This is a genomic window from Rhizobium sullae (genome assembly GCF_025200715.1).
Classification (GTDB): Bacteria; Pseudomonadota; Alphaproteobacteria; order Rhizobiales; family Rhizobiaceae; genus Rhizobium; species Rhizobium sullae.
Genome location: NZ_CP104146.1, coordinates 55,849 through 79,372, shown reverse-complemented (window position 1 = coordinate 79,372; position 23,524 = coordinate 55,849). Strand labels below are relative to the sequence as shown.

21 protein-coding genes and 1 pseudogene are annotated in these 23,524 nt (G+C 60.0%); 15 read left to right on the top strand and 7 right to left on the bottom strand.

The features are described from left to right. Positions 1-7 precede the first annotated feature (7 nt). Genes glmS through N2599_RS36725 form a run of 6 tightly spaced genes read left to right on the top strand, consistent with a single transcriptional unit; the run spans position 8 to position 6,693 of the window. Entirely contained in the window at positions 8-481 is a 474-nt protein-coding gene (glmS, locus tag N2599_RS36750) for a methylaspartate mutase subunit S (RefSeq protein ID WP_037143489.1), read from the top strand. Then, complete coding sequence (locus tag N2599_RS36745; protein ID WP_051336787.1) at positions 478-1,881, top strand: glutamate mutase L; 1,404 nt, start codon at positions 478-480, stop codon at positions 1,879-1,881. Before glmS ends, N2599_RS36745 begins: the two co-directional genes overlap by 4 nt. Then, positions 1,878-3,359 (top strand): methylaspartate mutase subunit E, encoded by a 1,482-nt coding sequence (locus N2599_RS36740; RefSeq protein ID WP_037143486.1) that lies wholly within the window; start codon positions 1,878-1,880, stop codon positions 3,357-3,359. Before N2599_RS36745 ends, N2599_RS36740 begins: the two co-directional genes overlap by 4 nt. A gap of 22 nt (positions 3,360-3,381) precedes the next feature. Continuing rightward, complete coding sequence (locus N2599_RS36735) at positions 3,382-4,644, top strand: methylaspartate ammonia-lyase (RefSeq protein WP_027512965.1); 1,263 nt, start codon at positions 3,382-3,384, stop codon at positions 4,642-4,644. Continuing rightward, on the top strand, positions 4,641-5,816 hold the full coding sequence (locus tag N2599_RS36730; RefSeq protein ID WP_027512964.1) for a CaiB/BaiF CoA transferase family protein: 1,176 nt from the start codon (positions 4,641-4,643) through the stop codon (positions 5,814-5,816). The genes N2599_RS36735 and N2599_RS36730 overlap by 4 nt, the downstream gene beginning before the upstream one ends. Beyond that, a complete protein-coding gene (locus tag N2599_RS36725; protein ID WP_027512963.1) occupies positions 5,809-6,693 on the top strand; it encodes an HpcH/HpaI aldolase/citrate lyase family protein in 885 nt (294 codons plus the stop codon). Before N2599_RS36730 ends, N2599_RS36725 begins: the two co-directional genes overlap by 8 nt. On the opposite strand, the gene N2599_RS36720 is transcribed toward N2599_RS36725, so the two are convergent. Then, positions 6,644-7,600 carry a LysR family transcriptional regulator gene (locus N2599_RS36720; protein ID WP_037143484.1) on the bottom strand — a complete coding sequence of 319 codons (957 nt, stop codon included), beginning with the start codon at positions 7,598-7,600 and terminating at the stop codon, positions 6,644-6,646. The genes N2599_RS36725 and N2599_RS36720 overlap by 50 nt on opposite strands. Before the next feature lie 283 nt (positions 7,601-7,883). Here N2599_RS36720 and N2599_RS36715 point away from each other — a divergent pair, with 283 nt between their 5' ends. The 4 genes from N2599_RS36715 to traR all read left to right on the top strand — a co-directional run bounded on the left by N2599_RS36715 (position 7,884) and on the right by traR (position 13,388). Continuing rightward, positions 7,884-9,368 carry a fumarate hydratase gene (locus tag N2599_RS36715; protein ID WP_027512962.1) on the top strand — a complete coding sequence of 495 codons (1,485 nt, stop codon included), beginning with the start codon at positions 7,884-7,886 and terminating at the stop codon, positions 9,366-9,368. A gap of 577 nt (positions 9,369-9,945) precedes the next feature. Beyond that, positions 9,946-11,589: an MFS transporter gene (locus N2599_RS36710; RefSeq protein WP_027512961.1), complete on the top strand. Its 1,644-nt coding sequence runs from the start codon at positions 9,946-9,948 to the stop codon at positions 11,587-11,589. Positions 11,590-11,993: 404 nt separating this feature from the next. After that, on the top strand, positions 11,994-12,503 hold the full coding sequence (locus tag N2599_RS36705; protein WP_027512960.1) for a UPF0262 family protein: 510 nt from the start codon (positions 11,994-11,996) through the stop codon (positions 12,501-12,503). 180 nt (positions 12,504-12,683) lie between these two features. Next, entirely contained in the window at positions 12,684-13,388 is a 705-nt protein-coding gene (gene traR, locus N2599_RS36700; RefSeq protein WP_027512959.1) for an autoinducer-binding transcriptional regulator TraR, read from the top strand. A 3-nt stretch (positions 13,389-13,391) separates the two neighbouring features. On the opposite strand, the pseudogene N2599_RS36695 reads toward traR, so the two are convergent. From N2599_RS36695 to traA, 5 genes and pseudogenes are all read right to left on the bottom strand, one after another. Further along, a pseudogene (locus N2599_RS36695) lies at positions 13,392-13,589 on the bottom strand (transcriptional repressor TraM); the annotation flags it as partial. Positions 13,590-13,735: 146 nt separating this feature from the next. Next, the gene (locus tag N2599_RS36690) at positions 13,736-14,365 is read right to left on the bottom strand and encodes a TraH family protein (protein ID WP_027512958.1); all 630 of its coding nucleotides are present in this window, start codon (positions 14,363-14,365) and stop codon (positions 13,736-13,738) included. Between the two features lie 15 nt (positions 14,366-14,380). Further along, a complete protein-coding gene (locus tag N2599_RS36685; protein WP_051336785.1) occupies positions 14,381-15,643 on the bottom strand; it encodes a conjugal transfer protein TraB in 1,263 nt (420 codons plus the stop codon). Next, positions 15,564-16,094: a conjugative transfer signal peptidase TraF gene (gene traF, locus N2599_RS36680; RefSeq protein WP_027512956.1), complete on the bottom strand. Its 531-nt coding sequence runs from the start codon at positions 16,092-16,094 to the stop codon at positions 15,564-15,566. Before traF ends, N2599_RS36685 begins: the two co-directional genes overlap by 80 nt. Beyond that, positions 16,091-19,393 carry a Ti-type conjugative transfer relaxase TraA gene (traA, locus tag N2599_RS36675; RefSeq protein ID WP_027512955.1) on the bottom strand — a complete coding sequence of 1,101 codons (3,303 nt, stop codon included), beginning with the start codon at positions 19,391-19,393 and terminating at the stop codon, positions 16,091-16,093. Before traA ends, traF begins: the two co-directional genes overlap by 4 nt. 258 nt (positions 19,394-19,651) lie before the next feature. On the opposite strand from traA, the gene traC reads away from it, so the two are divergent. From traC to traG, 3 genes are read left to right on the top strand one after another with little or no spacing between them, the layout of a single operon-like run. Further along, positions 19,652-19,948, top strand: coding sequence for a conjugal transfer protein TraC (gene traC / locus N2599_RS36670; RefSeq protein WP_027512954.1), 297 nt, complete (start codon positions 19,652-19,654; stop codon positions 19,946-19,948). A 4-nt stretch (positions 19,949-19,952) separates the two neighbouring features. Beyond that, a complete protein-coding gene (traD, locus tag N2599_RS36665) occupies positions 19,953-20,168 on the top strand; it encodes a type IV conjugative transfer system coupling protein TraD (protein WP_027512953.1) in 216 nt (71 codons plus the stop codon). Further along, positions 20,155-22,083 carry a Ti-type conjugative transfer system protein TraG gene (gene traG / locus N2599_RS36660; RefSeq protein ID WP_027512952.1) on the top strand — a complete coding sequence of 643 codons (1,929 nt, stop codon included), beginning with the start codon at positions 20,155-20,157 and terminating at the stop codon, positions 22,081-22,083. The genes traD and traG overlap by 14 nt, the downstream gene beginning before the upstream one ends. Positions 22,084-22,093: 10 nt before the next feature. Here the strand turns inward: traG and N2599_RS36655 are convergent, their stop codons facing one another. Then, positions 22,094-22,327 (bottom strand): hypothetical protein, encoded by a 234-nt coding sequence (locus N2599_RS36655; RefSeq protein ID WP_027512951.1) that lies wholly within the window; start codon positions 22,325-22,327, stop codon positions 22,094-22,096. 350 nt (positions 22,328-22,677) lie between these two features. Here N2599_RS36655 and N2599_RS36650 point away from each other — a divergent pair, with 350 nt between their 5' ends. Then, positions 22,678-23,112 carry a thermonuclease family protein gene (locus N2599_RS36650; RefSeq protein ID WP_375714173.1) on the top strand — a complete coding sequence of 145 codons (435 nt, stop codon included), beginning with the start codon at positions 22,678-22,680 and terminating at the stop codon, positions 23,110-23,112. 84 nt (positions 23,113-23,196) lie between these two features. Then, positions 23,197-23,451 carry a WGR domain-containing protein gene (locus tag N2599_RS36645; RefSeq protein ID WP_027512949.1) on the top strand — a complete coding sequence of 85 codons (255 nt, stop codon included), beginning with the start codon at positions 23,197-23,199 and terminating at the stop codon, positions 23,449-23,451. Positions 23,452-23,524 lie beyond the last annotated feature (73 nt).

The window sequence follows — 23,524 nt, the reverse complement described above, 5'->3', positions numbered from 1 at the left end:
GAGGAAGATGGTGGGCGAGGCTGACTTTAGGGTTATTTTGGGTGTCATCGGTGCAGATTGTCACGCAGTGGGCAATAAAATCATCAAGAGCGTGCTGGAGCCATTGGGGATTAACGTCGTCAATCTCGGCGTGATGGTCAGCCAAGATGAATTCATCGACGCGGCCATCGAAACCGGTGCCGATGCGATCCTGGTCTCGTCTATCTACGGCCACGGCGAGATTGATTGTGCGGGGTTCCGCGGTCGCTGCATCGAACGGGGGCTCCCGGACATCCTCCTTTATGTGGGCGGCAATCTGGTGATCGGAAAAGTCGATTTCTCCGACGTCGAAAACCTGTTCAAAACCATGGGTTTCGACCGTGTCTTCCCGCCTTCGGTGGATCTGCACGTCGTGGCGGCACTCTTGAAGACGGATATCCTTCAGCGCGAGGGGCGCCGTCAGGAGATCATCGACTACTCCGATGTGCGTCGTGCAGGATGATCGTTGTCTCGATCGACATCGGATCGACTTGGACCAAAGGTGTGGCATTCGCGTTGCGCCCCGACAACGGTTTGCGGCTGTTAAGCCAGGGCAGTCATCCGACGACCGTCCAGGATCTTTCGATCGGCTTTGAAACCGTGCTCCACAGCCTTGTGCTCCCTGGCGAGGACTATGAGCTCTGCTACTCCTCGTCGGCAAAGGGTGGGCTTGCGGTCGCTGCTGTGGGGCTTGTTCCTGAACTGACTGCGGAAATGGCCAAGGTTACCGCTTGCTCTTCGGGTGCACGCCTAACACAAAGTTTTGCTTATGAGTTAAGCGAAGAAGATATCGATACGCTTAAGAAATCTGCGCCAGACATTATCTTGCTGTCGGGAGGTTCCGATGGCGGCAATGTTTTCTATCCGGCGCGCAATGCCGAGAAAATTGCGGGGGCCAATATCGCGTGTTCAGTCGTCTACGCGGGCAATAGAAGCGCTCGCGAGCAGGTAGCGAAGGCTTTGCAGTCGCAGGACGTTGTGTACGCAGAGAATGTCCTGCCTACGTTGGACACTCCGAATCCGGAGCCGGCAAGATCGGCCATTCGGGAGATATTCCTCAGCAAAATCACCTCCGGCAAGGGCTTGGACCGCATCATCGATCGGACGGGAAGTGAGCCGTGTCCCACACCCTATGCGCTCTATGAATTCTGCCGCTCGCTGGCGACGCATGCGCCGGAACTGGGCGAGTTTGTGTTGATCGACATGGGTGGAGCGACCACCGACGTCTATTCGTACCATGAGGAACTGCCGGTACCTGGCATCGTGCGACGCGGACTGCCCGAGCCAACAATCAAGCGAACGGTGGAAGGGGATCTGGGGATGCGGGTTTCCGCAGTCTCTGCCCTTGAGGCTGCGGGGCAAATGAGCCCGTTACCAGAGTCCGACTCCGGAGCCCTTGTCAGTTACGTCGAGAAATTGACCTCGGCACCCGAACACCTGGCAGTCACGCCGCAGGAGCGGCGGTTCGATGCGTTGTTGGCAGGCGCCAATATAGCGACATCACTCATGCGTCATGCAGGCCGAGCCCACGAAGTCGCCACTGCGGACGGGGTCGTGACAGTGCAAACCGGGCGCGATCTTACATCCGTGAAAACCATGATCGGCACGGGGGGGTACCTTTCTCATTCTGCTGATTTCGATCCACGCACACATCTCTCGGAGGTCGGCATCGACAAGTTCGGCAAGCGAATCCTCGTGTCGCAATGCAAATCCTATCTTCGCGACCCTGCAAATCTGCTGCCGCTGCTTGCCAACGTCTCCAGGAAACATCCTGCCGCGGCGGCTATCGCGGCAGTTCGTCTGCTGAGCGGCGATATCGCAGCAAACCCACAACCTCTCCCAAAGGCCGCATGTGCACTATGAGCGATACCAGCCTAAATGATCTGTCGGATACCAAACTGGACTACTCGGTCTATGTGCGTGAGCGCGATACGGTTCTCGTGACCTGGCACACCGGTCGGGACGTGGACTTCGCCCGCGGCGTCGCCCGACATCGCGACATGCCGGACTCGAAAAAATTCTCGGTCGCGTTGGCGAAGGCCGAGCACGATCAACGAACTCTGCTGCAGCCGAGAGCAGGTGTTGCGCTGCTCCGCGAGCACACCAAACTGCTCAACGATCTTTCCCCCTATTGCGATGTATTGCCGACCACAGTCGACGCCTATACGAGGCACAATCGCTATGAAGAGGCTCAGCAAGGCATTGACCGGTCGCGGGCTGCTGGAAAGTCACTGCTCAACGGCTTTCCCCCCGTCAACCACGGCGTCTCCGGTTGCGAACAATTGGTCGATAGCGTCTCGAAGCCCATCCAGGTCCGCCATGGCACGCCTGATGCACGGCTGATGGCCGAGATCACACTCGCCTCCGGGTTCAGCAGCTTCGAAGGGGGCGGTATTTCCTATAACATTCCCTATTCCAAGAACGTGCCTTTGTCCCGCTCCATCCGCCATTGGCAGTATTGTGATCGGCTGGTCGGTCTTTACGAAGCCGAAGGTGTCAGCATCAATCGCGAACCATTCGGTCCGCTGACCGGCACCCTGGTTCCTCCGTTCATTTCGCACACCGTCGCGCTGCTGGAGGGGCTTCTGGCGCTGCGGCAAGGGGTGAGGTGCATCACACTCGGTTACGGTCAGGCGGGAAATCTCGCACAGGACGTTGCGGCCATGCGGTCGCTGCGTCGGCTAGCGCACCACTATTTCGCCCTGTTTGGCTATGGCGACTATGCGCTTTCTACGGTGTTTCATCAGTGGATGGGTGGGTTTCCCGAAAACGAAGCCAAGGCTTATTCCGTCATCGCTCTTGGCGCAGCAGCCGCCAAGTTTGGCGGTGCCACGAAAATCATCGTCAAGACACCCCATGAAGCGAGCGGGGTTCCGACCATGGAGGCAAACCGCGCCGGTCTGCAGGCAACCGAGCAGATGATCAACATGGTCAGCGACCAGGGCTACCTGGCAACGAATGAAATCGATCAGGAAGTGGCGCTCATCGAACGCGAGGTGCATTCCGTGATGGCTCGTGTCATCCAGCTCGGCCAAGGGAACCTGGCGAGGGGCGTTGTTCTCGCGTTCGAAGCGGGGGTTGTCGATATTCCGTTCGCTCCCGCGACTGTCAATGCTGGCCTGATGACGCCTGTTCGCGACAACAACGGCGCGATCCGGATTTTCGACCAGGGTAATATCCCGCTGCCGGACGACGTCATCGCATTGCACCGGGACAAGGTCGCCGAACGCGCAACGGCGGAGGGAAGATCTGCATCCTTCTCGATGGTGGTCGATGACGTGCGTGCGATTTCCGCAAGCAGGCTGGTCGGCCGACCGAACCCGCTCCCCCAATCGCTGTGAATCCCAATTAGAGACGAAGAAGATGAAGATCACCAATGTTCAATTCAGCCCTGGGGTTTCGTCCTTCTACTTTGACGACCAGGCGGCGATCAAAGGTGGGGCCGGAATGGACGGTTTCACCTATGTAGGGATTGCAACGACACCGGGGTTCGACAACATCCGGCAATCAGGCGAAGCGATATCCGTTCTTCTTCAGCTGGAGACTGGCCAATGGGCAGAAGGAGATTGCGCCGCGGTGCAGTATTCGGGCGCCGGCGGCCGCGATCCCTTGTTCATAGCGGATCGTTATATCGCATGGATGAATTCGAACCTGCGACCTTTGCTGACAGGTCGTGACGTCAGTAGTTTTGCGGAGAACGCGCGGTTCATCGATCTAATCACCGACAATGGACGGCAGATCCACACGGCTATTCGCTATGGCCTGTCGCAAGCGCTGCTTGATGCGACTGCAAAAGCGACCGGTCGGCTGAAACTCGAGGTAATCTGCGACGAATATCGTCTGCCCATTGTCACGTCGCCTCTCAAGCTGTTCGGGCAAAGCGGGGACGATCGATACAATGCGGTCGACAAGATGATCATGAAGCGCGTCGACGCCCTTCCGCATGGGCTGATCAACAACGTGGCCACAAAGCTCGGCGAGAATGGCGGAAGACTTCTGGAATATGTCACCTGGTTGACCCAACGCATCAAAAAACTTCGGGTCGACGAAAGTTACGCACCCACGATCCACATCGACGTCTATGGAACGGTCGGGCTGATTTTCAACAACGATCCATCGGCGATCGCGAATTATTTGAACGAACTCGAGAAGAGAGCAGAAAAATTTCCCCTCTATATCGAAGGGCCGGTCGATGTTGGAAACAAACCCGGTCAGATCGAGTTGCTGAAGGCAATCAAGAGCCGCCTTAGCGATATCGGCAGTAAAGTCCGAATAGTGGCTGACGAATGGTGCAACACGCACCAGGATATAATCGAGTTCGTTGACGCGAAATGCTGCGACATGGTGCAGATCAAAACGCCAGACCTAGGCAGCATTCACAATACGATCGAAGCAGTTCTGTACTGCCATGCGCACGGGGTCGAGGCCTATCTCGGCGGCACCTGCAACGAGACAGATGTTTCAGCACGCTCATGCCTGCATGTGGCACAGGCGACGCGTCCGCAACGGGTGTTGATCAAACCCGGCATGGGCTTCGACGAGGGGCTGACGATTGTCGCCAACGAAATGCACCGCAACCAGTCCATTCTGAAAGCCAAGTATGGTGAGATAGGAGCAAGCCAATGAACATGAAGATGGAGAACTTCGCCCACTCGAAACCTTATTCGGAACTTCTGGTCGTATCGATCGAACAGGCCGTGGCCGCGCCGCTGTGCTCATGTCACTTTGCGGAAGGCGGAGCCCGGGTCATCAAGATCGAACGGCCGGAGGGGGATTTCGCGCGCAAATATGACAAGGCCGTGAAGGGTGAGTCGTCCTATTTCGTCTGGGCAAATCACGGGAAGGAATCCCTGTGTCTCGACATAAAAAACCGGGATGACGCAGCGCTTTTGCATAGTCTCCTCGCGAAGGCGGACATCTTCATTCAGAACCTTGCGCCTGGAGCAAGTGCCCGTGCTGGTTTCGACAGCGACGATCTGCGCCGGCGCCACTCTAGGCTCATAACCTGTGATATCAGCGGGTACGGTGATACCGGCACATATCGGGATATGAAGGCCTATGACTTTCTCGTGCAATGCGAGAGCGGTCTCGTCGCGGTCAACGGCGCTCCTGGTGCGCCAGGAAGGATCGGCGTTTCCGTTTGCGACATCGGAGCAAGCATGAATGCAATCATCGGCATTCAGCAAGCGTTGTACCTCCGTTCGCGAACAGGTGCTGGATCCGGCGTGAAGGTGTCGCTGTTTGATACCGCTGCCGATTGGATGACGGTGCCTCTGATGCACACGGTCTACGGAGGCAAAGCGCCCGAGCCAGTCGGCCTGCATCATCCCTCGATTGCTCCCTATGGGGGATTCGCGACGGCTGACGGCCATGTCCTTGCGATTTCCATCCAGAATGAACGGGAATGGGTTCGCCTTTGCGCGGAGGTCATTGGAGACGCTGGCCTCGCTTCCGACCCGCGGTTCTCGGATGCGTCTTTACGCGTGAAGAACCGCTCCGACTTGGACGCCTTAATCGCTCGTTTCTTCGAGGCGAATACGCGCGGCGACCTCGCAGAGAAGCTTCGCAATGCGGGAGTCGCCTATGGGGGTGTCAATTCCGTCGAGACGTTCTCCCGGCATCCGCAACTGCGGCGGCGTGGTGTAACATTGGAAAGTGGAGAAACCGTACAGCTCGCAGGCGCCCCGATCCAATACTCTTTCGAGGATCCGCAGGCATCCTTTGGACGAATTCCCAAGATTGGCGAGCATACCGAAGCAATACGACGCGAGTTCGTGCGGGTGGAAGCAAATGTCTAGGCTGGGATCCGCACCACTTTGGCGATCGTTGCTTTTCGTGCCTGCGCACGAAAAACGCTTCGTTGAAAAGGCGCACACCCGTGGCGCCGATGCCGTTATCCTCGATCTCGAGGATAGCGCACCCGCCTTCGCCAAGGAAATGGCCAGAGAAAACCTTCGACCTTCTATCGCGAGCATCTCCGGGCACGGCGTAAGCGTTGTCGTCCGAGTCAACCGCGATCTGGCCAATTGCGTGGCCGATCTTGCTGTTGCTGTCTCTCACGGTGTCGAGGCAATCATGCTGCCGAAGGTGAGGGGCCCCGACCATGTTGCCTTGATGGATGAATTCATCACGGAAAGAGAGAAACAGACTGGGCTATCTCCATACTCTATCGGGTTACTCAACCTGATCGAAACACCCGCCGCCCTGTCGATGGCAGGACAGATTGGAGCGGCATCGCGCCGCGTGATTGGGCTTGCGCTCGGGACTGAAGACTTCAGTGCGGAATGCGGGTTTGAACCAACCTATGAGAATTTGTTCGGACCTTGTCAGCAGATGATTCTCGCCTGCCGCATGCAGGGCTTGCAGGCGTTCGGCTTGCCAGGAACCATCGCTCGCTACGACAATTCGGTGGGGTTTGAAGATCTCGCGGTTCGTTCCCGCAAGATGGGGTTAGACGGCGTCCTCTGTGTGCATCCAAATCAGGTCGCGGCCGTCAATTCCGCCTTCCGGCCGACGCCCACCGAACGTAATCACGCGTTGCGCGTGGTCGCGGCCTTTGAGGGAGGCGAGGCTGTCGGCCGGGGTGCGGTCAGCGTCGACGGGGAAATGATCGATCTCCCGATCGTCAAGCGCGCAAAAGCTCTTTTGGCAAGTTCCCAAAAAACCGCCGGATGAAGTTGGGGCCTTCATTCAAAACGAAGGCCTTGAAGCTCTCGGCTGCTGGTCGCAATTGTCTGCCTTTTAGGTGGACGGCAAACCATTCACGCATCGCCGGCATGTCCTCTGCTGGAAGGATACGGAGCTTCTTGGTTTGACATTCCAACGCTATCGTATGAGCAGAAATGAAGGCGAGCCCCATATTCGCCATCACCGCTTGTTTGATATTTTCATTGCTGTCCATGACGACGTATATGGAGGGAAATTGTACCGAATGACTGGTGAAGTAGTAATCATGGATCATTCGGGTTCCGGACCCTGCCTCGCGCGCAATGAATTTAAAATTCACCAATTCCCGCCTTGCGATGTGTTGCTTGCCGGCCAAGATGTGTGCTGGATGACCGATCAGAACATATGGGTGTGAAGCAAAAGGGACAGCCTCAACCTCGATGCGCTGCGGGGGACGACCCATCAGCGCAAGATCCACATTGCCCGTCTCCAGCAGCTCAATGACCTTTTCCCGGTTGGCGATCGTGGTCTCAATCTGGATGTCGGGGTGCAGCCGGCCGAATTCCTGCAGAAGGTGCGGGCCGAAGTTCCTGGACGTCGTCACCATCGCAACGCGAACCAGGTGGTCGAGCCTGCCCTGCAGGCCATCGATGACGTTGCAGGCCTCAATCAACGCCTCGGTCATGCGTTCCGCATAGGGAATCAGCGCCGTTGCAGCGGCCGTCAACTGAATCGATCGGCCGTCGCGGTCGAAGAGAGGGGCATCGAGGAATTCGGACAGGCGGCTCATCTGCATCGACACGGCAGGGGGAGTGAGATCGAGCTGCGCGGCGGCGGCCACGAAACTCTTATGTTCCACGACGGCTAAGAAAATTTGCAGCTGGCGAAGCGTTATTTTTTCAAATGCGTCAGACATTCGTTCTTCGTACACTCTCTGTATAAGCGTCATCTAGCAGGAAATACCTGCATAGCGCTTGGTGCGATATTGTTAATTGGCCGTGAGCAATTTTCGGCATTTGTTAGCCTTCTTTGATCACAATGTCTTATCTAAGCCTATTCAAACATAAGCGATTCTATGCCATAAGGAGGCCTGGTTCAACAGGGTAAAATCACACCGGTTCGGGAGAGGGCGCTTGGAGTGCGGGCACCGACTATGGGTTTTCCCCTGTCTTAGTAGGATGGATTGGGAGTGACGATAAATGGGAGTGATATCTGAGGCTGACCTGATCGACAGCGTGTCTGACGCGCTGCAATACATAAGCTACTATCATCCCCCCGATTACATAAAGGCTCTGGGAGACGCATACCTGTGTGAGGAATCCCCAGCGGCGAAGGACGCAATTGCGCAAATGCTGACCAACAGTAGGATGTCAGCGATAGGCCACCGTCCCATTTGCCAAGATACGGGCATCGTCACGGTGTTCGTAAAATGGGGACAAGGATGCACTCTCGCCTCAAGCCGCAGCCTCCAAAATGTCATCGACGAAGGCGTTCGCCGAGCTTACCTAAATAGGTCGAATCCATTGCGAGCATCCATCGTTGCCGACCCGGCATTCTCGCGATGCAATACGCGGGACAATACTCCCAGTGTAGTGCATGTCGAGATGGTCCCCGGAAGTAGAGTCGAAGTCACCCTTGCTGCAAAGGGTGGAGGCTCCGAAAATAAGTCCAAATTCACAATGCTCAATCCCTCCGATTCCATCGTTGACTGGGTGCTCGAGACCGTACCTTCGATGGGCGCCGGGTGGTGCCCCCCGGGTATGCTTGGAATCGGTATCGGTGGCACGGCCGAGAAGGCGATGGTTATGGCGAAAGAGTCGCTTATGGGTCCTATCGACATGGCACAGCTAAAAGCTCGGGGGCCAACTACAGACATAGAGAATTTACGCGTTGAGCTTTACGACAAGATCAATGCATTGGGGATAGGTGCACAAGGTCTCGGCGGACTGACGACGGTTTTGGATGTGAAGATCCTTGACTGGCCCACGCATGCCGCCTCAAAGCCCGTCGCAATAGTGCCCAACTGTGCGGCCACCCGCCACGCACATTTTACCCTCGATGGTTCGGGGCCCTCCTTTCTACCCAAACCGGACCTGTCCTCATGGCCGGATGTCTCATGGGCTCCGGATAAACACGCGCTGCGTGTCGATCTCAATACGCTCGCCGCGGCTGAGATCAAGCACTGGAAGGCAGGGGACCGTCTGCTCTTGTCGGGAAAACTGCTCACGGGCCGGGATGCCGCTCACAAACGTATTCATGACTTACTTGCTCGCGGTGAACCGTTGCCCCTCTCGTTCAAGGACAGGGTCATTTACTATGTCGGACCAGTGGATCCGGTCGGTGATGAAGCCGTTGGACCAGCCGGCCCGACAACAGCGAGCCGCATGGATAAATTCACAGACATGATGCTCGACCTCGGTTTGCTCGCGATGGTCGGAAAGGCTGAGCGGGGTAGCATTGCGATTGCGTCGATAAAGGCACATCAGCGGGCTTATCTGACGGCCGTCGGCGGCGCCGCCTATCTCGTTGCCCAGGCTATTCGTTCCAGCCGTATCGTTGCGTTTGAAGACTTAGGAATGGAAGCGATCTATGAGTTTGAAGTGGAGGACATGCCGGTAACGGTGGCTGTCACGGTTGACGGCGAAAATCTACACGCGTCGGGACCCGAATTTTGGCGTCGTTAGCCAGTGGCGAGTAGGTCAGCTCCCACAACTTGAGCTGCGAGTTTCAGTCCTTCGATTCCCGATTTCAATCTGACTAAGGGTTGGCTGCGACGTTCAACGAGATTGCTGATGCCGTTACTCTTTGAGTACTGTGATGGCGAGGCGCAAGTTGCCGCGCTCTCTTATATCAAAAACAAATTAGACCTCCATGACAATCTATTTCCTCGTCCATGGGTTTTCTGAGATCCTCTCTTCAGAGTTTGGAAGTTTGCAATCGCAACAAACGAGAGGAGCCGCGAACATGTTATGGCTATTTATGGCTTCTACCCTGACGCTTACCGGGGCGCCGATGGCAACGGCGATTGGTTCAAATCTTTGGATGCTAACGTTGCTGTTTGTATTGATTCGGAGTTCGCGAATTCGCCCGAGCCCTCTTCGGGATATTAAACATCCCGGCCTGATAGGCGCGTGACATCAGCCAGTTACCTTAAGCCAACAGCCACGAAAACCGCTCTGCAGTTCCATAAGCTATCTTCTGCAATGTTATACCATTACATCATCTAGAGAGGTGACAAGCGAGTTGGGATAGACGTTTATCATGCAGCGTGAGGATTCGTATTCGAGCGTCTCAACGACACTGGCCCCTCTTCAGAACCGTGCGTTCCGCGCGATCTGGTCGGCCACGCAAATTTCAAGCCTCGGCTGGCTCGTCCAGACGACAGCCATCAGTTGGCTGATGGCCACGATTTCACCCTCCGACCTGATGGTCGCACTGGTGCAAGCTTCTTCCACACTGCCGGCATTCTTTCTATCCATCCTCGCAGGCGCCATTGCCGATAGCTTCAGTCGACGCGGCGTCATGCTTGCCGGGCACTGCCTGATTGCGCTGGCATCCGCGACGCTGGCAATCGCTGTGGCATTGGGCTTTGTCAGCCCGTGGTTGATCCTTGGCCTGGGGTTTTTGGCCGGGTGCGGCTTCGCGCTGAACGATCCCGCCTGGCACGCCTCGGTCGGCGACATTCTGGAGAAGCGCGACATTCCGGCGGCTGTCACATTGATGTCCGTCGGATACAACATCGTGCGCAGCATAGGTCCGGCCCTCGGTGGCCTTATCCTTGCGTTCCTCGGACCACTTGCAGCCTTCGTCCTGGCGGCAATGAGCGATCTGGTGCCGCTCACCGCTGTTGCCCGTTCGAAATGGTATATGCGCCCTTCGCCGCTGCCACGCGAGCGAATTACCACGGCTATCCATGACGGCCTGCGCTTCTCCGCGATCTCCTCCGAGATCCGAGCAGCCATTCTCCGTGGAACATTGTTCGGGTTGGCCAGCATATCCATCCTCGCGCTGCTCCCGCTGATCGTACGAGATCGTTTGGTGAGCGGCCCTATCGTATACGGCACGTTGTTGGCTGCTTTTGGCATCGGCGCTTTTTCCGCTGGCCTTTGCAGCAACTATATGAGGCGGATCATGTCCCGTGATCAACTGCTCGCAGCTCCGTCCACTGCATGCGCCATCTGCTGCCTGACGCTGGCTCTCACATCGTCGCTGCCCTTTGCCGCCGTCGCGCTGGCAATTGGAGGGGCGGGCTGGCTCCTTACGTGGACCGGAATTGACGTTGCGATACAGTTGTCGAGCCCGCGGTGGGTCGTTGGCCGCACGCTTTCCATCTACTATGCCCTGTCTTACGGCGGTATGGCGGCGGGTAGCTGGATCTGGGGCTCTGTTGCCCAGAATTATTCGTTGACGGTGGCCTTTGAAGGTGCCGCCACGGTTCTGTTGCTTGTTGCTGCCGCAGCATTCGTGCTGCCGATCGAGCTTTGGGAAGAAACAGAACAGGGCTCGTCAGAGTTCGTCGCGCCGTCACTCGCACTGGACCTGAAACCAAGAAGCGGGCCGATTGTCGTCAAGGCCGACTACCTGATAACCGAGCACAATCTCGATGCCTTTCTGGACTGCATGCGCGAACGGCGGCGCGTTCAGAGCCGAGCCGGTGCGCGAAACTGGACGCTTCAGCGGAGCTTGCAAACACCCTCCCTTTGGACCGAAACCTACTGGACGCCGACCTGGGTGGACTACCTTCGCCTGAACCATCGGCTGACCGCGGGAGACAGAGAAGTCGGGTTGCGTCTCGCCGCCCTGCATGATGGCGACCTTCCTCCTGAACCAATGCTTTCCATAGAGCGGGGCACCGGTGCGGCACGCAGCCGCAGCCAACCGATACCACGCATTTCGCGGCCTTGAGGTGACTGTCAGATGAGACAAAGGCTCGCACACCACAAACATTTGTATCACCTCTGCGAAGTCAGCTCTTTTGCTGAACTTTCGACGACCGTTCCACATCAGCGTCGATCGAAAGACACGCTTGACCTGCCATTGGCATTAACCCCTGCCTCCCAGGGCCATGCGGCTGTCGTTGAACCTGTTTCAACGGCAGCCGCTTTTTCCTCGGCTCGCAACAGGGGCGGTCTCCGGTTTCCGCATCGAACCCAAGGGACGAGATTTTCCGACAAATTCACCTTTCGCCTAGCCTCCCAAGGCGACATGGCTGTCGTCGGACGTGCTCCGGCGGCAGCCATGTTTTGTGTGCCTGCACACAGGCCCGGTCGCGCGGATAAAAATATCAATGTTCCGGGACGGAGTGCGCGATGATCTGCGCGACAACCACTCCGTCCAGTTTTCGGCTTTGCGCAGTCTCGCTCGATCCGCCTCACGCAAGCAAGACGGACTCAGCGCAACAGCGAGAGCAGGGTGTCGTCATTTCCGACCTGCTGGACAACAATATTTTTGTGCCGGCCGAACATGGCGGTGGTCCCTATCGGCTGGTCCTTGCCTTGAAGGACAGGTACCTGGGGCTGTCTGTGGCGACCGAGAGGGGCGCGCATGTGCTCAGCCATCATCTATCGCTCACATCGTTCCGCCGGCTGTTCAAGGACTACAGCCTTGTTTGCGAGAGTTTCGCCAACGCCGCGGCGAGACTGACCCCCGACAGGCTGGAAGCCATCGACATGGGACGTCGCGCCATCCATGACGAGGGGTCTGAACTGCTACGCGAACGCCTCAAATCCAAGGTCGAGATCGATCAGGAGACGGCCCGCCGGCTGTTTACGCTGATCCATCTGCTGGTCTCGCAGACATTGCCTGCAGGGGCCGATTGAAATGCAAGAACGGAACAGTCGAGCAATCGCAATTCTCCTTCTTCCGGCTGCCGGGACAGAACAATGTCCGAACGGTTGGTGACGGGACCGCCATCAGAGGCCGGCAAGCTCATGGCGAGCGGCTTGGACAGCATAGGGAGGTCCACTCCGGAGCGGCCCATTTATTAAGGAGAAGACTGTATGCGACAATGGCTGGACAAGCTCACCGATCTCGCCGCCATTCCTGGCGATGAACGCATCGTAAAACATGGGCTTGCGAGATTCACCGAGGAGATGGGATTTGCGGGCTATGCATATGTCAACATCCTATCGAGCCACACCCACGTCGTTTCGAACTATGGGCCAGAGTGGCAATCCGAATATGCCGAACAGCATTATTTCGAGATCGACCCTGTCGTTCGACGCGCCAGAGCGCTGAAAGGAGCCTTTACCTGGAGCGGTGAAGCGGAGAGGTCACAATTGTCGAAGGAGGAGCGTTCGTTCTATGCGCACGCGGCCGATTTCGGCATCCGCTCCGGCGTGACCATTCCCATCAGGGCCGCACATGGCACGCTGGCGATGTTCACGCTTGCCTCGGGAAAGCCGGAGAGCGAATTGAAACACGGGCTGGACCCGTTGGCCGCCGCCGCGGCGGTGGGGCAGTTGCATGCCCGCATCAGCTTTACCGATCTGGCACCGACCCTTCCGCAGCCCGAATTCTTCGATTCCACGGCAGCCAACTATCTTTACTGGATCTCCGAAGGCAAGACGAAGCGGGAAGTGGCAGGCATCCACAACGTCTCATATGACAGCGTGCGGTCAAAGCTTCGAATAGCGGGCAAGTATCTCGAGACCGGGAACACGACGCACCTGGTCTCGACCGCCATTCGCATGGGGCTGATCTGAAGTTCAGTTCGCCGACACCTTCGGAATATAGCCGAGGATGTTGATCAACGTATTCGTCGTATACATCTGCGCGTGCATCTCCATGCAGGCCCTGATGTAGTCCAGATGCTGCGCGCTGCCGACCATCTCCGGAATCTTGTCTTTCTCGGGCAATGCCTGGAAGAGTTGATCGGCCTTGTCGACCAGGATCCGTTTCGGACGGCGCCAACCGCTACGAGAGGTTTCCACACCCCGGGACAGCGCGTACTGTCCTGTCCGCCCTTATAGAGGGCCGGATCAATTTTCGCCAGTGCAAACAGGCGGATAATTGCCATCGGCACGGTGCAATTCTGGCTGTGCTCTCACGCTTATTTGGCACCGATGCCCGAGAGATCGATCCGAATGCCGGCCGTGTCGGGATCGCCGTCACGGGCGGGATCCTCGGCCGGTGCGCTCTGTTCTTCATAACTAGGCTCTTCCGACTTCCCGGCAGTATTCCTCGCCGGTTCTTGAGCGGCGGGTTCATCCACTTCGACCCCGCCCGGGTCCGGCGTCCGAAACACCGCCGTCCCCTCGAAATATCCGGTCTGCCAGGCGATGATCGCATCATCGAGCACCTCGGGCAAAACCTCCTTCCCGGTCGGATTGCCGTACCATTTCATGACGATCCGATAGACCCTGGCGAAGAGGGCCGTGCCCATGCGCAGGTTCGCGCAGGCGTCGACCAGGTCCGGTTTCAGCGCGCCGGCCTCCATGATGCCGAGACCGGCCGGATATTGGGTGATCCCGACCCGGAGCGTGTTGCGGCCGATATGTTTGCCGATGAGCTTCATCGCCTCGTCCGGTGTCGTCGGTTTCGGCACCAGCACGACGCGGTTGCCCGAGCGCACCGTGACGGCGAGCGGATCCTGCGACCCCGCTCGCGCGATGAAGGCCTCGACGATGGCGGGCCTCAGGGCAGGATTGGAACATTGCTTTATAAGGGCGGCGTCGACCATTGCTGTATCCAATATTTACGTGTTGAAGGCTATGACGATGGGCAGGCCGAACAGCCTCGCCCAGGATGTGACGCTCGCCTTCTGGATTGCGACGATCGGGGTGCCCGATGTCCACCAGCCATTGCCAGTGGCGACGATGATGTCAGGCTTGTGAAGCATCGACTGCAGGACGGGCCAGAGGATCAACTGCTCGTAGCAGATCAGTGGTGCGATCCTGGTGCCATCGAGGTCGACCGGATTAGCGAACAGGTGCGCTCGCGCACCACCGCCCTGGCCCGTCCAGGCTTTCCAGGGCTGCCACATTGAGACCGGGACCGGCATACGTTCGCGATAGAGGATTCGCGCCTCCTCAGTGGAGATCGCCACCATGACGTTGTCATAGCCTTGTGCGTCGATGACGGCCGCGCCGGCGATGACGGTGATGTCGGTCCCGCGCAATTCCTCCTGCCAGAGCCGCGCGACGGTCGGCGTCCAGAAGCCGAATGTGTTTTCGGGAAGAACGACGGTGCGGATGCCGTCCTTTGCCTTGCCCCGAACTGTGGCAATCAGGACTCGGTGGCGAGGCAATGAGGTGTCGCGCCCAAGGCTTTCTCCCATTTCGAGATCGACGCCATCCCACCCTTGCGGTAGAACAGGCACTGTCCACGTTGCGGCGGACCAGAGCCAGAAGCCTGTCAGGATAATGGCCGCAGCCGGCCATAGCCTCGTCGTCAAGGCGAGCAGGCCGGCTGTCGCGGCAATCGCACCCCACCATCCCCACCCCGGAAACAGGATGCCGGCCGCCGTCAGCGGATGCGCCCAGCCGACGATGCCGAACGGCGGCAATGCCATCAGCACCAAGGCCAGCAGATAGCGTAGCGCCCGCCCTGCTTCGGGGAAGCCCTGTCCCTTGCGCACCTCCTCCGGTTGCCTTGACCAGGCCGCCGCATGAACGACGACGAAGGAGGCAGAAGCCGCCAGCCACAGCAGCAGGCCGGGCCAGAGATCTTCGGCGTAGAAGTTCGCCACACCTTGCGGCAGGCCGCGCGAGGCGGCGAGGAAATAACCTGCCGAGACGGCTGCAGCGGTCAGGCGTGAACGCGACTGCGCCCAGAAGAGCGGAAAGATCATCGCGACCGGAAGCGCGAGCGCATACCCGCTCCAGCCGGTCCAGCCACAGGCGACAGCGGCAAGGATCAGAAGGATCGATCGAAAGCGGTCACGGACCGACGGTGAAGACCGGCCGGGCGAGGCCGAGGAGTCCCTTGTCGGGGATTGGCCCAAAATATCGGGAGTCATAGGAGCTCGCAAAGGAAGAGTGAAGATAGAGATGAGCCGGCGGCACGATGCCGCCGGGAAACGGTGTGAGCGCCCGGCCCTCGCCGTCCGTCTTGCGGACACGCGATGAGCCAAGCATCGCGCCGTCGATCTCGACATCCTCGCCGATCTCGACCCGCTGACCGGGGAGCGCTGCGACCGTCTTGATGAGCGGTGCAAAGCCACCGGCGCAAACCCCGCGGCGCAGATATCCGCGCGCCAGCGCCTGCTTGAACAGCGCCATCCGCGGCGGGCAAACGAACACTATATCGCCGACCGCGACGGCGCGGCGCAATGTCTCGATGCGCCATAGCCCGAGCGGTTCGCTGGGCGTCAGGTTCAGGCGATAACCGAAGATGGCCGCAAGCGATGCACCACCGCCGATGACGATGCCGGCAACGGTGAGAAGCATGACGACGCCGCGCCGCTTCATTGCTTGAGCACCGGTGTCTGCTTCTGCGAAAGCCGCAGATCTTCCGCCTGTCTCAGCGACATGGCCGTGCGTTCACGTGCGGCGAGTTGCTGGCCGGTACGCATCACCGGCCATGCCTCTTTCAACCGTGACGTTTCCTCAGGCTTCAAGCCTTGGGAAAGCGTGTCGAACAGCTTGCCCGACGGCTCGCGCGCGGCATGGGTGAGCAGGCTGCGCTCGCCGAAGCGCGCGGCGACAGCCTTGTTGAAGCCGTCGATCTCGAGCTTGGTCTCGCGGTTGCTGATTGCATATCCAAGGGCCGCGGACAAGTCGTTCCGGTCGATCGCATCGCGGACCCGCTCAAGCACCGTCAGTGCCGCGGGCGACAGTGCCGGGATATCAATCGACACGCGCTGTCGCATCACCTTTTCGTCCGCCTCGAGCCGTTGGACCGCGGCCTCGCGCATCTTGAGATAACGATCGAGGTCGCGTTTCAGCGCCGGCACGTTGACCTCGGCGACGCGCCGGGCTTCCCGCTCCGATTTGCTGGCGAGGATCCCCGTCCTGCCCTTCAGCAGCCCGATCGATGCCGGGTCGGTCTCAAGCTTTTGCAGTGTCTGCCGGGCAATATCCTTGTCGGCGAGGACAGCATCGACGTTCATGGCCCGGAAGGCGGCTTCGGGATCGGCGAAGACATAGCGGAAGCGGGCCGAGACCTCTTCCCATTGCTTCTTCAAGGCGGGATCGGCGTCGAGCTTCTGTCCGACGCTCTCCGCGGTCGTGGTGTTAAACTGCGTGATGCCGGCAACCATCGGCCGGGCCTCCTTTTTCGTTTGCGATTTGGGTGATTGCCGAAGGCCAAGGCGTTCTCCGGCAGCGCGCAGACGGGCCGCCAGATCGGCGAGTTTCGAGCTCTGACGCAGCGTCCAGTCGAGCCGGTCGCGCAGCAGCGTGCGGGCGACCTGGACGATATGCAGGCCCCGGTTTTCGGCGAAGGAGAGCGCCTGGCGATAGAGGGTTCCGCGCGCGTAATCGAGCGTCGTCTCCTTGGCATTTCGGCGCGACAGGATCTTTGTCAGGCCGCCGTTGAGGGCGAAGGAGCGGCGGCCGTAGTAGAGCTGCAGATCCTCGCGATGGCGGGTCATGGCGACATAGGTCAGATGACGATCGAGGGAGAGAGAGGCGAGCACCTTGACGCGGTCGACGGTGGCGCCCTGGCTCTTGTGGATGGTGGTGGCATAGCCGTGGTCGAGGTTGTTATAAAAGCGCTGTTCGACAGCGACCTGGCGGCGCTGATCACCCTCGCCGACCACGACAGAGATCCGGTTTGGCGCGACTTCCACGACCTTCCCCAGCATGCCGTTCTTGACGCCGAGCGAACCGTCGTTTTTCAGGAAGACGATCTGATCGCCGGCAGCAAAGCGGCGCATGCCTTCGGCGGTCTTAAAACTCTCTCCTTCACCGACGATGCCGCGCTCGACCAGCCTCGTTCGGGCCATGTCATTGAGCAGGCGGACATCGCGGCGCAGATGCGCGAGAATGAGCGTCGTCTTTGACGCATCGTAGTCGCGGTTCCAGTCGGCGATCAGGTTTTCGACAGCCTCCGCCTTCAGTTCCGATCCGAGCACCCTGCCCTCGGTGCGATAGGCGGCAAGCGCTTGGCCGACATGCCCACGCGCCAGATCGAGCGAGGCACGTCGCATCCACTTCTCGCGCTGGCGGTAGATCGTTTCGAGCTCGGCATAGCCGATACGATCGACGATGGCGCGAAAGGCGGCTCCCGCCTCGATCGGCTGGAGCTGTTCCGGATCGCCGACAAGGACGAGCTTCGCGCCTGCCTTGACGACGGCCTCGACGAAGCCAGCCATCTGCCTGGACGCCACCATGCCGGCCTCGTCGATGACGAACACGCATCTGCTGTCGAGCCCGTCGCGGCCTTGCTTCCAGCGTAGCTCCCAGGACGCGAGCGTGCGGCTCTGGATGCCGGCTTCCTTCTCCAGCCCCTCGGCGGCCTTGCCGGCGAGTGCGCCACCGACGACGCGGTATCCGGCCTGTTCCCACGCCTCGCGCGCCGCCTTCATCATTGTGGTCTTGCCGGCGCCGGCGCGGCCGACGACAGCAGAAATCCGAGCTGGACCCGCGACATGCTCAATCGCCGTTTGCTGTTCTTCCGACAGGCGTTGATGGCGCCCGAAGGTTGCCGCCAGCACCTTGTCATCGACGCCGTGCGTCTCGCGGCCGGAGAGCCAGATGGCACGCTTGGCCATCTCCGCTTCGAGCCGGATCAATTCGCGCGTCGTGTAGCGTGCCGGCACCCTCTCCCCGGTCGCAAAATCAAGAGTGTCGCGCTGCAGCCGAAGCACCTCCGGGCTCTGGATGATGCGTGCCAGCAATTGTCGAAACAGCGCGGGATCGTCGACATAGCGGTGCAGCACCTTGGCGACATCGCGTTCATCGAAGACGCTTTTCTCGCGAGTGACGAGATCGAGCACGATCTCCGGTCTGCGCAAAATCCTTCGGGCATTTGCCGCGCGCCGCGCCTCGTTCAGCTCCAGCCGTTCGAGTTCCGGCACCAAGCCTTCGCTCTTCGCCTTGCGCTCGATCGCCTTGGCGCCAACACCGAGATGAATGGTGGGGACGAGGTCGATCCCTTGTTTTTCGTAGGAGCGGCCATCGACGGTCAGCGCGATCCCGTTCAATGCCAGGTGATGGTTGAGACGCTCGAACCAGGCGTCACGAAACGCATTGAAATCGTCCGTGCCGCCGGCCCAGAGCTGATAGGCAATCTTTCCGGCTTTCGTCCTGAGTGGCTGGCCATCCTCCCCCAACACGGGAATTTTCTTCGCGCCAAAACCGTCCTCGGTGAGCGGCCGCAGCGTCGTCATCAGGTGGACATGCGGATTGCCGGGATTGTCGTGATATACCCAGTCGGCCACCATGCCTTTGGCAAGCACGTGTTTTTCGACGAAATCACGCACCAGCGCGATGTTCTGCTCGGGCGAAAGTTCCAGCGGCAGGGCAATAGTGAGATCCTTGGCGAGCTGCGCATCGGCGCGCTTTTCGAAGGCCTCGACCTTGTTCCAGAACGCTTCCGAAGCGCCTGATGTCGAGCGGTCGGCAATCAGCGTCCGCGCCCAGTCCGGCGCATCGGCCGGCAGCAGGAACTCCTCATGCAGAAGCCCTTCCTTCCTGGTGTAGTCGATGGTGCGGGCCTCGCGCTCGAACTCCATCTTCGCGCAGTGCCGGTACGCCGCCGACAGCACGGCGCTGCGGCCGTCGCCACGGCTGACGATGCTGACGGAGAAATGGGCGATGGCCACGGTGCGAATTCTTTCCCGGCTGCAACATGCTCTCAACAGGTTCGTCGGGAGCGGCGGCCCCGCCAGGGCCGAATGCAACAACGTCGCGTCAGCGACGTATAATTGCGCCCTTGGATCCGCTCCTTCGGAACGGCGGGATGATGGCCGAAAGTGTCGGCCTTGCCGACGTGCAAATTTGCACCTTTCCCAGGACGGGCTTTCGATGAAATCTTGCGGCTAAGAAAAACGCCACAGGCTTTCCAGGGAGATACGACCGGAATGAAGAAACCCTCATCGAAAATCCGCGAAGAAATCGCCCGCCTGCAGGACCAGTTGAAAGCCGCCGAGACACGCGAGGCCGAGCGCATCGGGCGCGTTGCTTTGAGAGCAGGTCTTGGCGAAATCGAGGTCGAGGAGGCAGCCCTTCAGGCGGCGTTCGAGGACATCGCCAGACGCTTTCGTGGTGGCAAGGGAGCCACGACCGGGAAGGGCAATGCCGACGGCGACAACTCAGGTCGCAGCACGCCCTCGGCGCTCGCGCCTGGCGCGGCTCAGGGCAGCGGTGGCGAGGCTTGAGCGGATGGCCAGGGGGATGACGACTGACGCGCGCAAGAAGGATACGCGCGAAAAAATCGAACTCGGCGGTCTGATCGTCAAGGCCGGCTTGCGCTACGAAAAACGCGCACTGCTGCTCGGCCTGTTGATCGACGCCAGTCGCCGCATCAAGTGCGACCAGGCGGAGCGGGCGCGGCTTGCGGCGATCGGCACGGAGGCCTTCGGTCATGACGGCGACTAGGCTGCTGCTCGCCATCGTTCCGGCGACGATGATGATCAGCGCTGCGATCGTCGTGCCGGGCATCGAGCATTGGCTGGCGACGTTTGGAACGACGGCGCAGGCAAAGCTGATGCTCGGCCGGATCGGCCTTGCCCTGCCCTATCTGATAGTGGCCGCAATCGGCGTGATTTTCCTGTTTGCCGCCAATGGTGCTGCCAACATCAGGGCTGTGGGCTGGAGCGTCGTGACGGGAAGCCTTGCCGCCGTGATGATTGCCACACTGCGCGAGACCGTTCGGCTTCTCGGCATCGCGGCCAATGTGCCGACAGGCCAGTCCGTGCTCTCCTATCTCGATCCACCGACGGCAATCGGCGCATCCGTCGTGGTCTTCGCGGCCTTCTTCGCATTGCGCGTCGCGATCAGGGGAAACGCCGCCTTTGCCAAGACTGGTCCGCGGCGGATCGGCGGAAAGCGGGCGATCCATGGCGAGGCGGACTGGATGAGCATGGCCGAGGCCGGAAAGCTGTTCCCGGATGCCGGCGGCATCGTCATCGGCGAGCGCTACTGTGTCGACCAGGACGACGTGGCGGCGATGCCGTTTCGGGCCGGTGAGGCGCAAAGCTGGGGGACTGGCGGCAAGGCATCGCTGCTGTGCTTCGACGGCTCGTTCGGCTCGTCGCACGGCATCGTCTTTGCCGGCTCCGGCGGCTTCAAGACGACGTCGGTGACGATCCCGACGGCGCTCAAATGGGGCGGCTCTCTGATCGTGCTCGACCCGTCGAGCGAGGTGGCGCCGATGGTGATCGATCACCGGCGCCGGGCCGGCCGCAAGGTGATCGTGCTCGATCCAACCAACCCCGCCACCGGCTTCAACGCGCTTGACTGGATCGGCCGTTTCGGCGGCACCAAGGAAGAAGACATCGTCGCGGTCGCGACATGGATCATGACCGACAATGCGCGGGCGGCTTCCGCGCGCGACGACTTCTTTCGGGCGTCCGCCATGCAACTGCTGACCGCCCTGATCGCCGACGTCTGCCTGTCCGGCAATACGCCTGAACATGAGCAGACGTTGCGCCGTGTGCGGGCCAATCTCTCCGAGCCGGAACCGAAGCTGCGCGAACGGCTGACGCGCATCTACGAGCAGTCGGAATCCACCTTCGTTCGCGAGAATGTCGCGGTCTTCGTCAACATGACGCCGGAGACGTTTTCCGGCGTCTACGCCAATGCAGTGAAAGAGACGCATTGGCTCTCCTATCCCAACTATGCGGCGCTGGTCTCCGGCGACAGTTTCTCCACCGACGAGTTGGCGACCGGCGGCACGGACATCTTTATCGCGCTCGATCTTAAGGTGCTCGAGGCGCATCCGGGCCTGGCCCGTGTCGTCATCGGCGCATTGCTGAATGCCATCTACAACAGAAATGGCGCGGTCGAAGGCAGGACGCTGTTCCTGCTCGACGAAGTCGCCCGCCTCGGCTACCTGCGCATCCTCGAAACCGCCCGCGATGCAGGGCGCAAATACGGCATCAGCCTGACGCTGATCTTCCAGTCTATCGGCCAGATGCGCGAGGCCTATGGCGGCCGCGATGCCTCGTCGAAGTGGTTCGAGTCGGCGTCGTGGATCTCGTTTGCGGCAATCAACGACCCTGAGACGGCGGAGTATCTGTCCAGGCGTTGCGGCGACACCACGGTCGAGGTCGATCAGACCAGTCAATCCTCCGGCATGAAAGGATCGTCGCGGTCGCGCTCGAAACAGCTCGCCCGCCGCCCGCTGATCCTGCCGCATGAGGTGATGCGCATGCGCGCCGATGAGCAGATCGTGTTTACCGCCGGCAATCCGCCGCTCAGATGCGGCCGCGCGATCTGGTTTCGCAGAGCGGACATGAAGACATGCGTGAAGCCAAATGCGTTCTCTCAGCCGAGCGCGGAGAAGAGATGAAACGTCTGTCTCAAGAACCGCCCTGATCCGCGGGAGCCTCAATCAGGAGCCCGTCATAGACTTCGAGCAAGACGTTGGTGATCGCCTGACCGAGCGCATTGCCGGCAGCCCGAAGTTCGTCTTCCGTGCCGTCACGCGCCGCCTTGGCGAGTTCAAAACCCTGCTCGCCGACGATCTGCTTGGCAACTTCAATCGCCCAGAGCCCGAAATCGCCGCGGCTGCCGATCTGCACATTCTCTTCCATGATGGTCCCTCAATCCTCCTGCCCGCAGCCGCACGCCGGGTGCCACTGCCAATGAGTTGCGTATCCCTCATTGTCGCGAACCGATCAAGGCGGCTTTCCAAGCCTTCCCCTGCGCACGCGAGTCTCGCGACGCAAGAAGCAAATTGTAACCCTCGCCTGAATATGGTGGCGGGAAAACAGAGAGAGGCATTAAACCGGTGAACGGAAACGCCCGCTTCGACGGCAACCGCAAGAAACCAAAACCGTCATACGCAGGCAAGCCTCCCGCGCGGGTCCGCAAAATCGTCCAGCGCCGCGGCAACGGCCGGAGCAGCTTTCGCCTGGCCTCGGCTTGCGCACTTGTCGCGTTGATCGCAGCCGGCATTTATGCCGCCGATCACTATCAGGTTGGCGACCGCCGCACCCTTGCCGCGGCCACCCCCGCGGCCGACACGCTGCGCGCGACATTTCCGTTCTGCGGAGACGGCCGCCGCGGGACCTGCGTCGTCGACGGCGACACGTTCTGGCTATCGGGAGAGAAGATCCGTATCGCCGATATCGACACGCCGGAATTGAGCCCGCCGCGGTGTGAGGCCGAGCGGGTGAAGGGCGAGGCAGCCAAACACCGGCTGCGGGAGCTGCTCAATGCCGGGCCGTTCTCATTGTCGGCGAGCGCTCGCGACGAAGACCGGTACGGCCGCAAGCTGCGTGCGGTGACGCGGGATGGCCGCTCGATCGGCGACACGTTGATCGCGGAAGGTCTGGCGCGGCGGTGGGATGGCGCGCGGCGGAGCTGGTGCGACTGATCCATCACAGCCATGAATCGGTCGATGCGGACCGATTCACCGAAGTCGTTGGACGAAGCTCTCAAGGCAAGCGACAATCCGGGCATGTCGAACGAGGACAGAGACCCGGTTCATCTCCACCGCATCGATCCCGCGCAGAACATGCGCCGGTTCTATTCGCTCGCGATCCAGCCGACACTGTTCGGCGGCGCCTCGGTGATCCGCAACTGGGGCCGGATCGGCACCAACGGCCAGTCGATGATCGAGACCTTCGACAGCGGCGAGGATGCGATCTCCGCCACCACGCGGCTGGAACGCTCCAAGCGCCGTCGCGGATATCACGATGCCGGTTCCGTCTGATAGGCAGCCAAGCTGTTGTGCCCTCGGCCAGCTTGCCCTTGCACCGTATCAATGGTCCTTGGTGCGGCGGTCC

Bases quoted from the DNA above. Each gene is read 5' to 3' on its own strand.
- traD (WP_027512953.1), top strand. From the start codon at position 19,953: ATGGCCAGGGGGATGACGACTGACGCGCGCAAGAAGGATACGCGCGAA.
- N2599_RS36685 (WP_051336785.1), bottom strand. From the start codon at position 15,643: ATGACTCCCGATATTTTGGGCCAATCCCCGACAAGGGACTCCTCGGCC.
- N2599_RS36655 (WP_027512951.1), bottom strand. From the start codon at position 22,327: ATGGAAGAGAATGTGCAGATCGGCAGCCGCGGCGATTTCGGGCTCTGG.
- N2599_RS36690 (WP_027512958.1), bottom strand. From the start codon at position 14,365: ATGGTCGACGCCGCCCTTATAAAGCAATGTTCCAATCCTGCCCTGAGG.
- traF (WP_027512956.1), bottom strand. From the start codon at position 16,094: ATGAAGCGGCGCGGCGTCGTCATGCTTCTCACCGTTGCCGGCATCGTC.
- N2599_RS36740 (WP_037143486.1), top strand. From the start codon at position 1,878: ATGAGCGATACCAGCCTAAATGATCTGTCGGATACCAAACTGGACTAC.
- traC (WP_027512954.1), top strand. From the start codon at position 19,652: ATGAAGAAACCCTCATCGAAAATCCGCGAAGAAATCGCCCGCCTGCAG.
- N2599_RS36730 (WP_027512964.1), top strand. From the start codon at position 4,641: ATGAACATGAAGATGGAGAACTTCGCCCACTCGAAACCTTATTCGGAA.
- N2599_RS36645 (WP_027512949.1), top strand. From the start codon at position 23,197: ATGTCGAACGAGGACAGAGACCCGGTTCATCTCCACCGCATCGATCCC.
- N2599_RS36710 (WP_027512961.1), top strand. From the start codon at position 9,946: ATGCAGCGTGAGGATTCGTATTCGAGCGTCTCAACGACACTGGCCCCT.
- N2599_RS36715 (WP_027512962.1), top strand. From the start codon at position 7,884: ATGGGAGTGATATCTGAGGCTGACCTGATCGACAGCGTGTCTGACGCG.
- traG (WP_027512952.1), top strand. From the start codon at position 20,155: ATGACGGCGACTAGGCTGCTGCTCGCCATCGTTCCGGCGACGATGATG.
- N2599_RS36705 (WP_027512960.1), top strand. From the start codon at position 11,994: ATGATCTGCGCGACAACCACTCCGTCCAGTTTTCGGCTTTGCGCAGTC.
- N2599_RS36720 (WP_037143484.1), bottom strand. From the start codon at position 7,600: ATGTCTGACGCATTTGAAAAAATAACGCTTCGCCAGCTGCAAATTTTC.
- N2599_RS36725 (WP_027512963.1), top strand. From the start codon at position 5,809: ATGTCTAGGCTGGGATCCGCACCACTTTGGCGATCGTTGCTTTTCGTG.
- traR (WP_027512959.1), top strand. From the start codon at position 12,684: ATGCGACAATGGCTGGACAAGCTCACCGATCTCGCCGCCATTCCTGGC.
- glmS (WP_037143489.1), top strand. From the start codon at position 8: ATGGTGGGCGAGGCTGACTTTAGGGTTATTTTGGGTGTCATCGGTGCA.
- N2599_RS36735 (WP_027512965.1), top strand. From the start codon at position 3,382: ATGAAGATCACCAATGTTCAATTCAGCCCTGGGGTTTCGTCCTTCTAC.
- N2599_RS36745 (WP_051336787.1), top strand. From the start codon at position 478: ATGATCGTTGTCTCGATCGACATCGGATCGACTTGGACCAAAGGTGTG.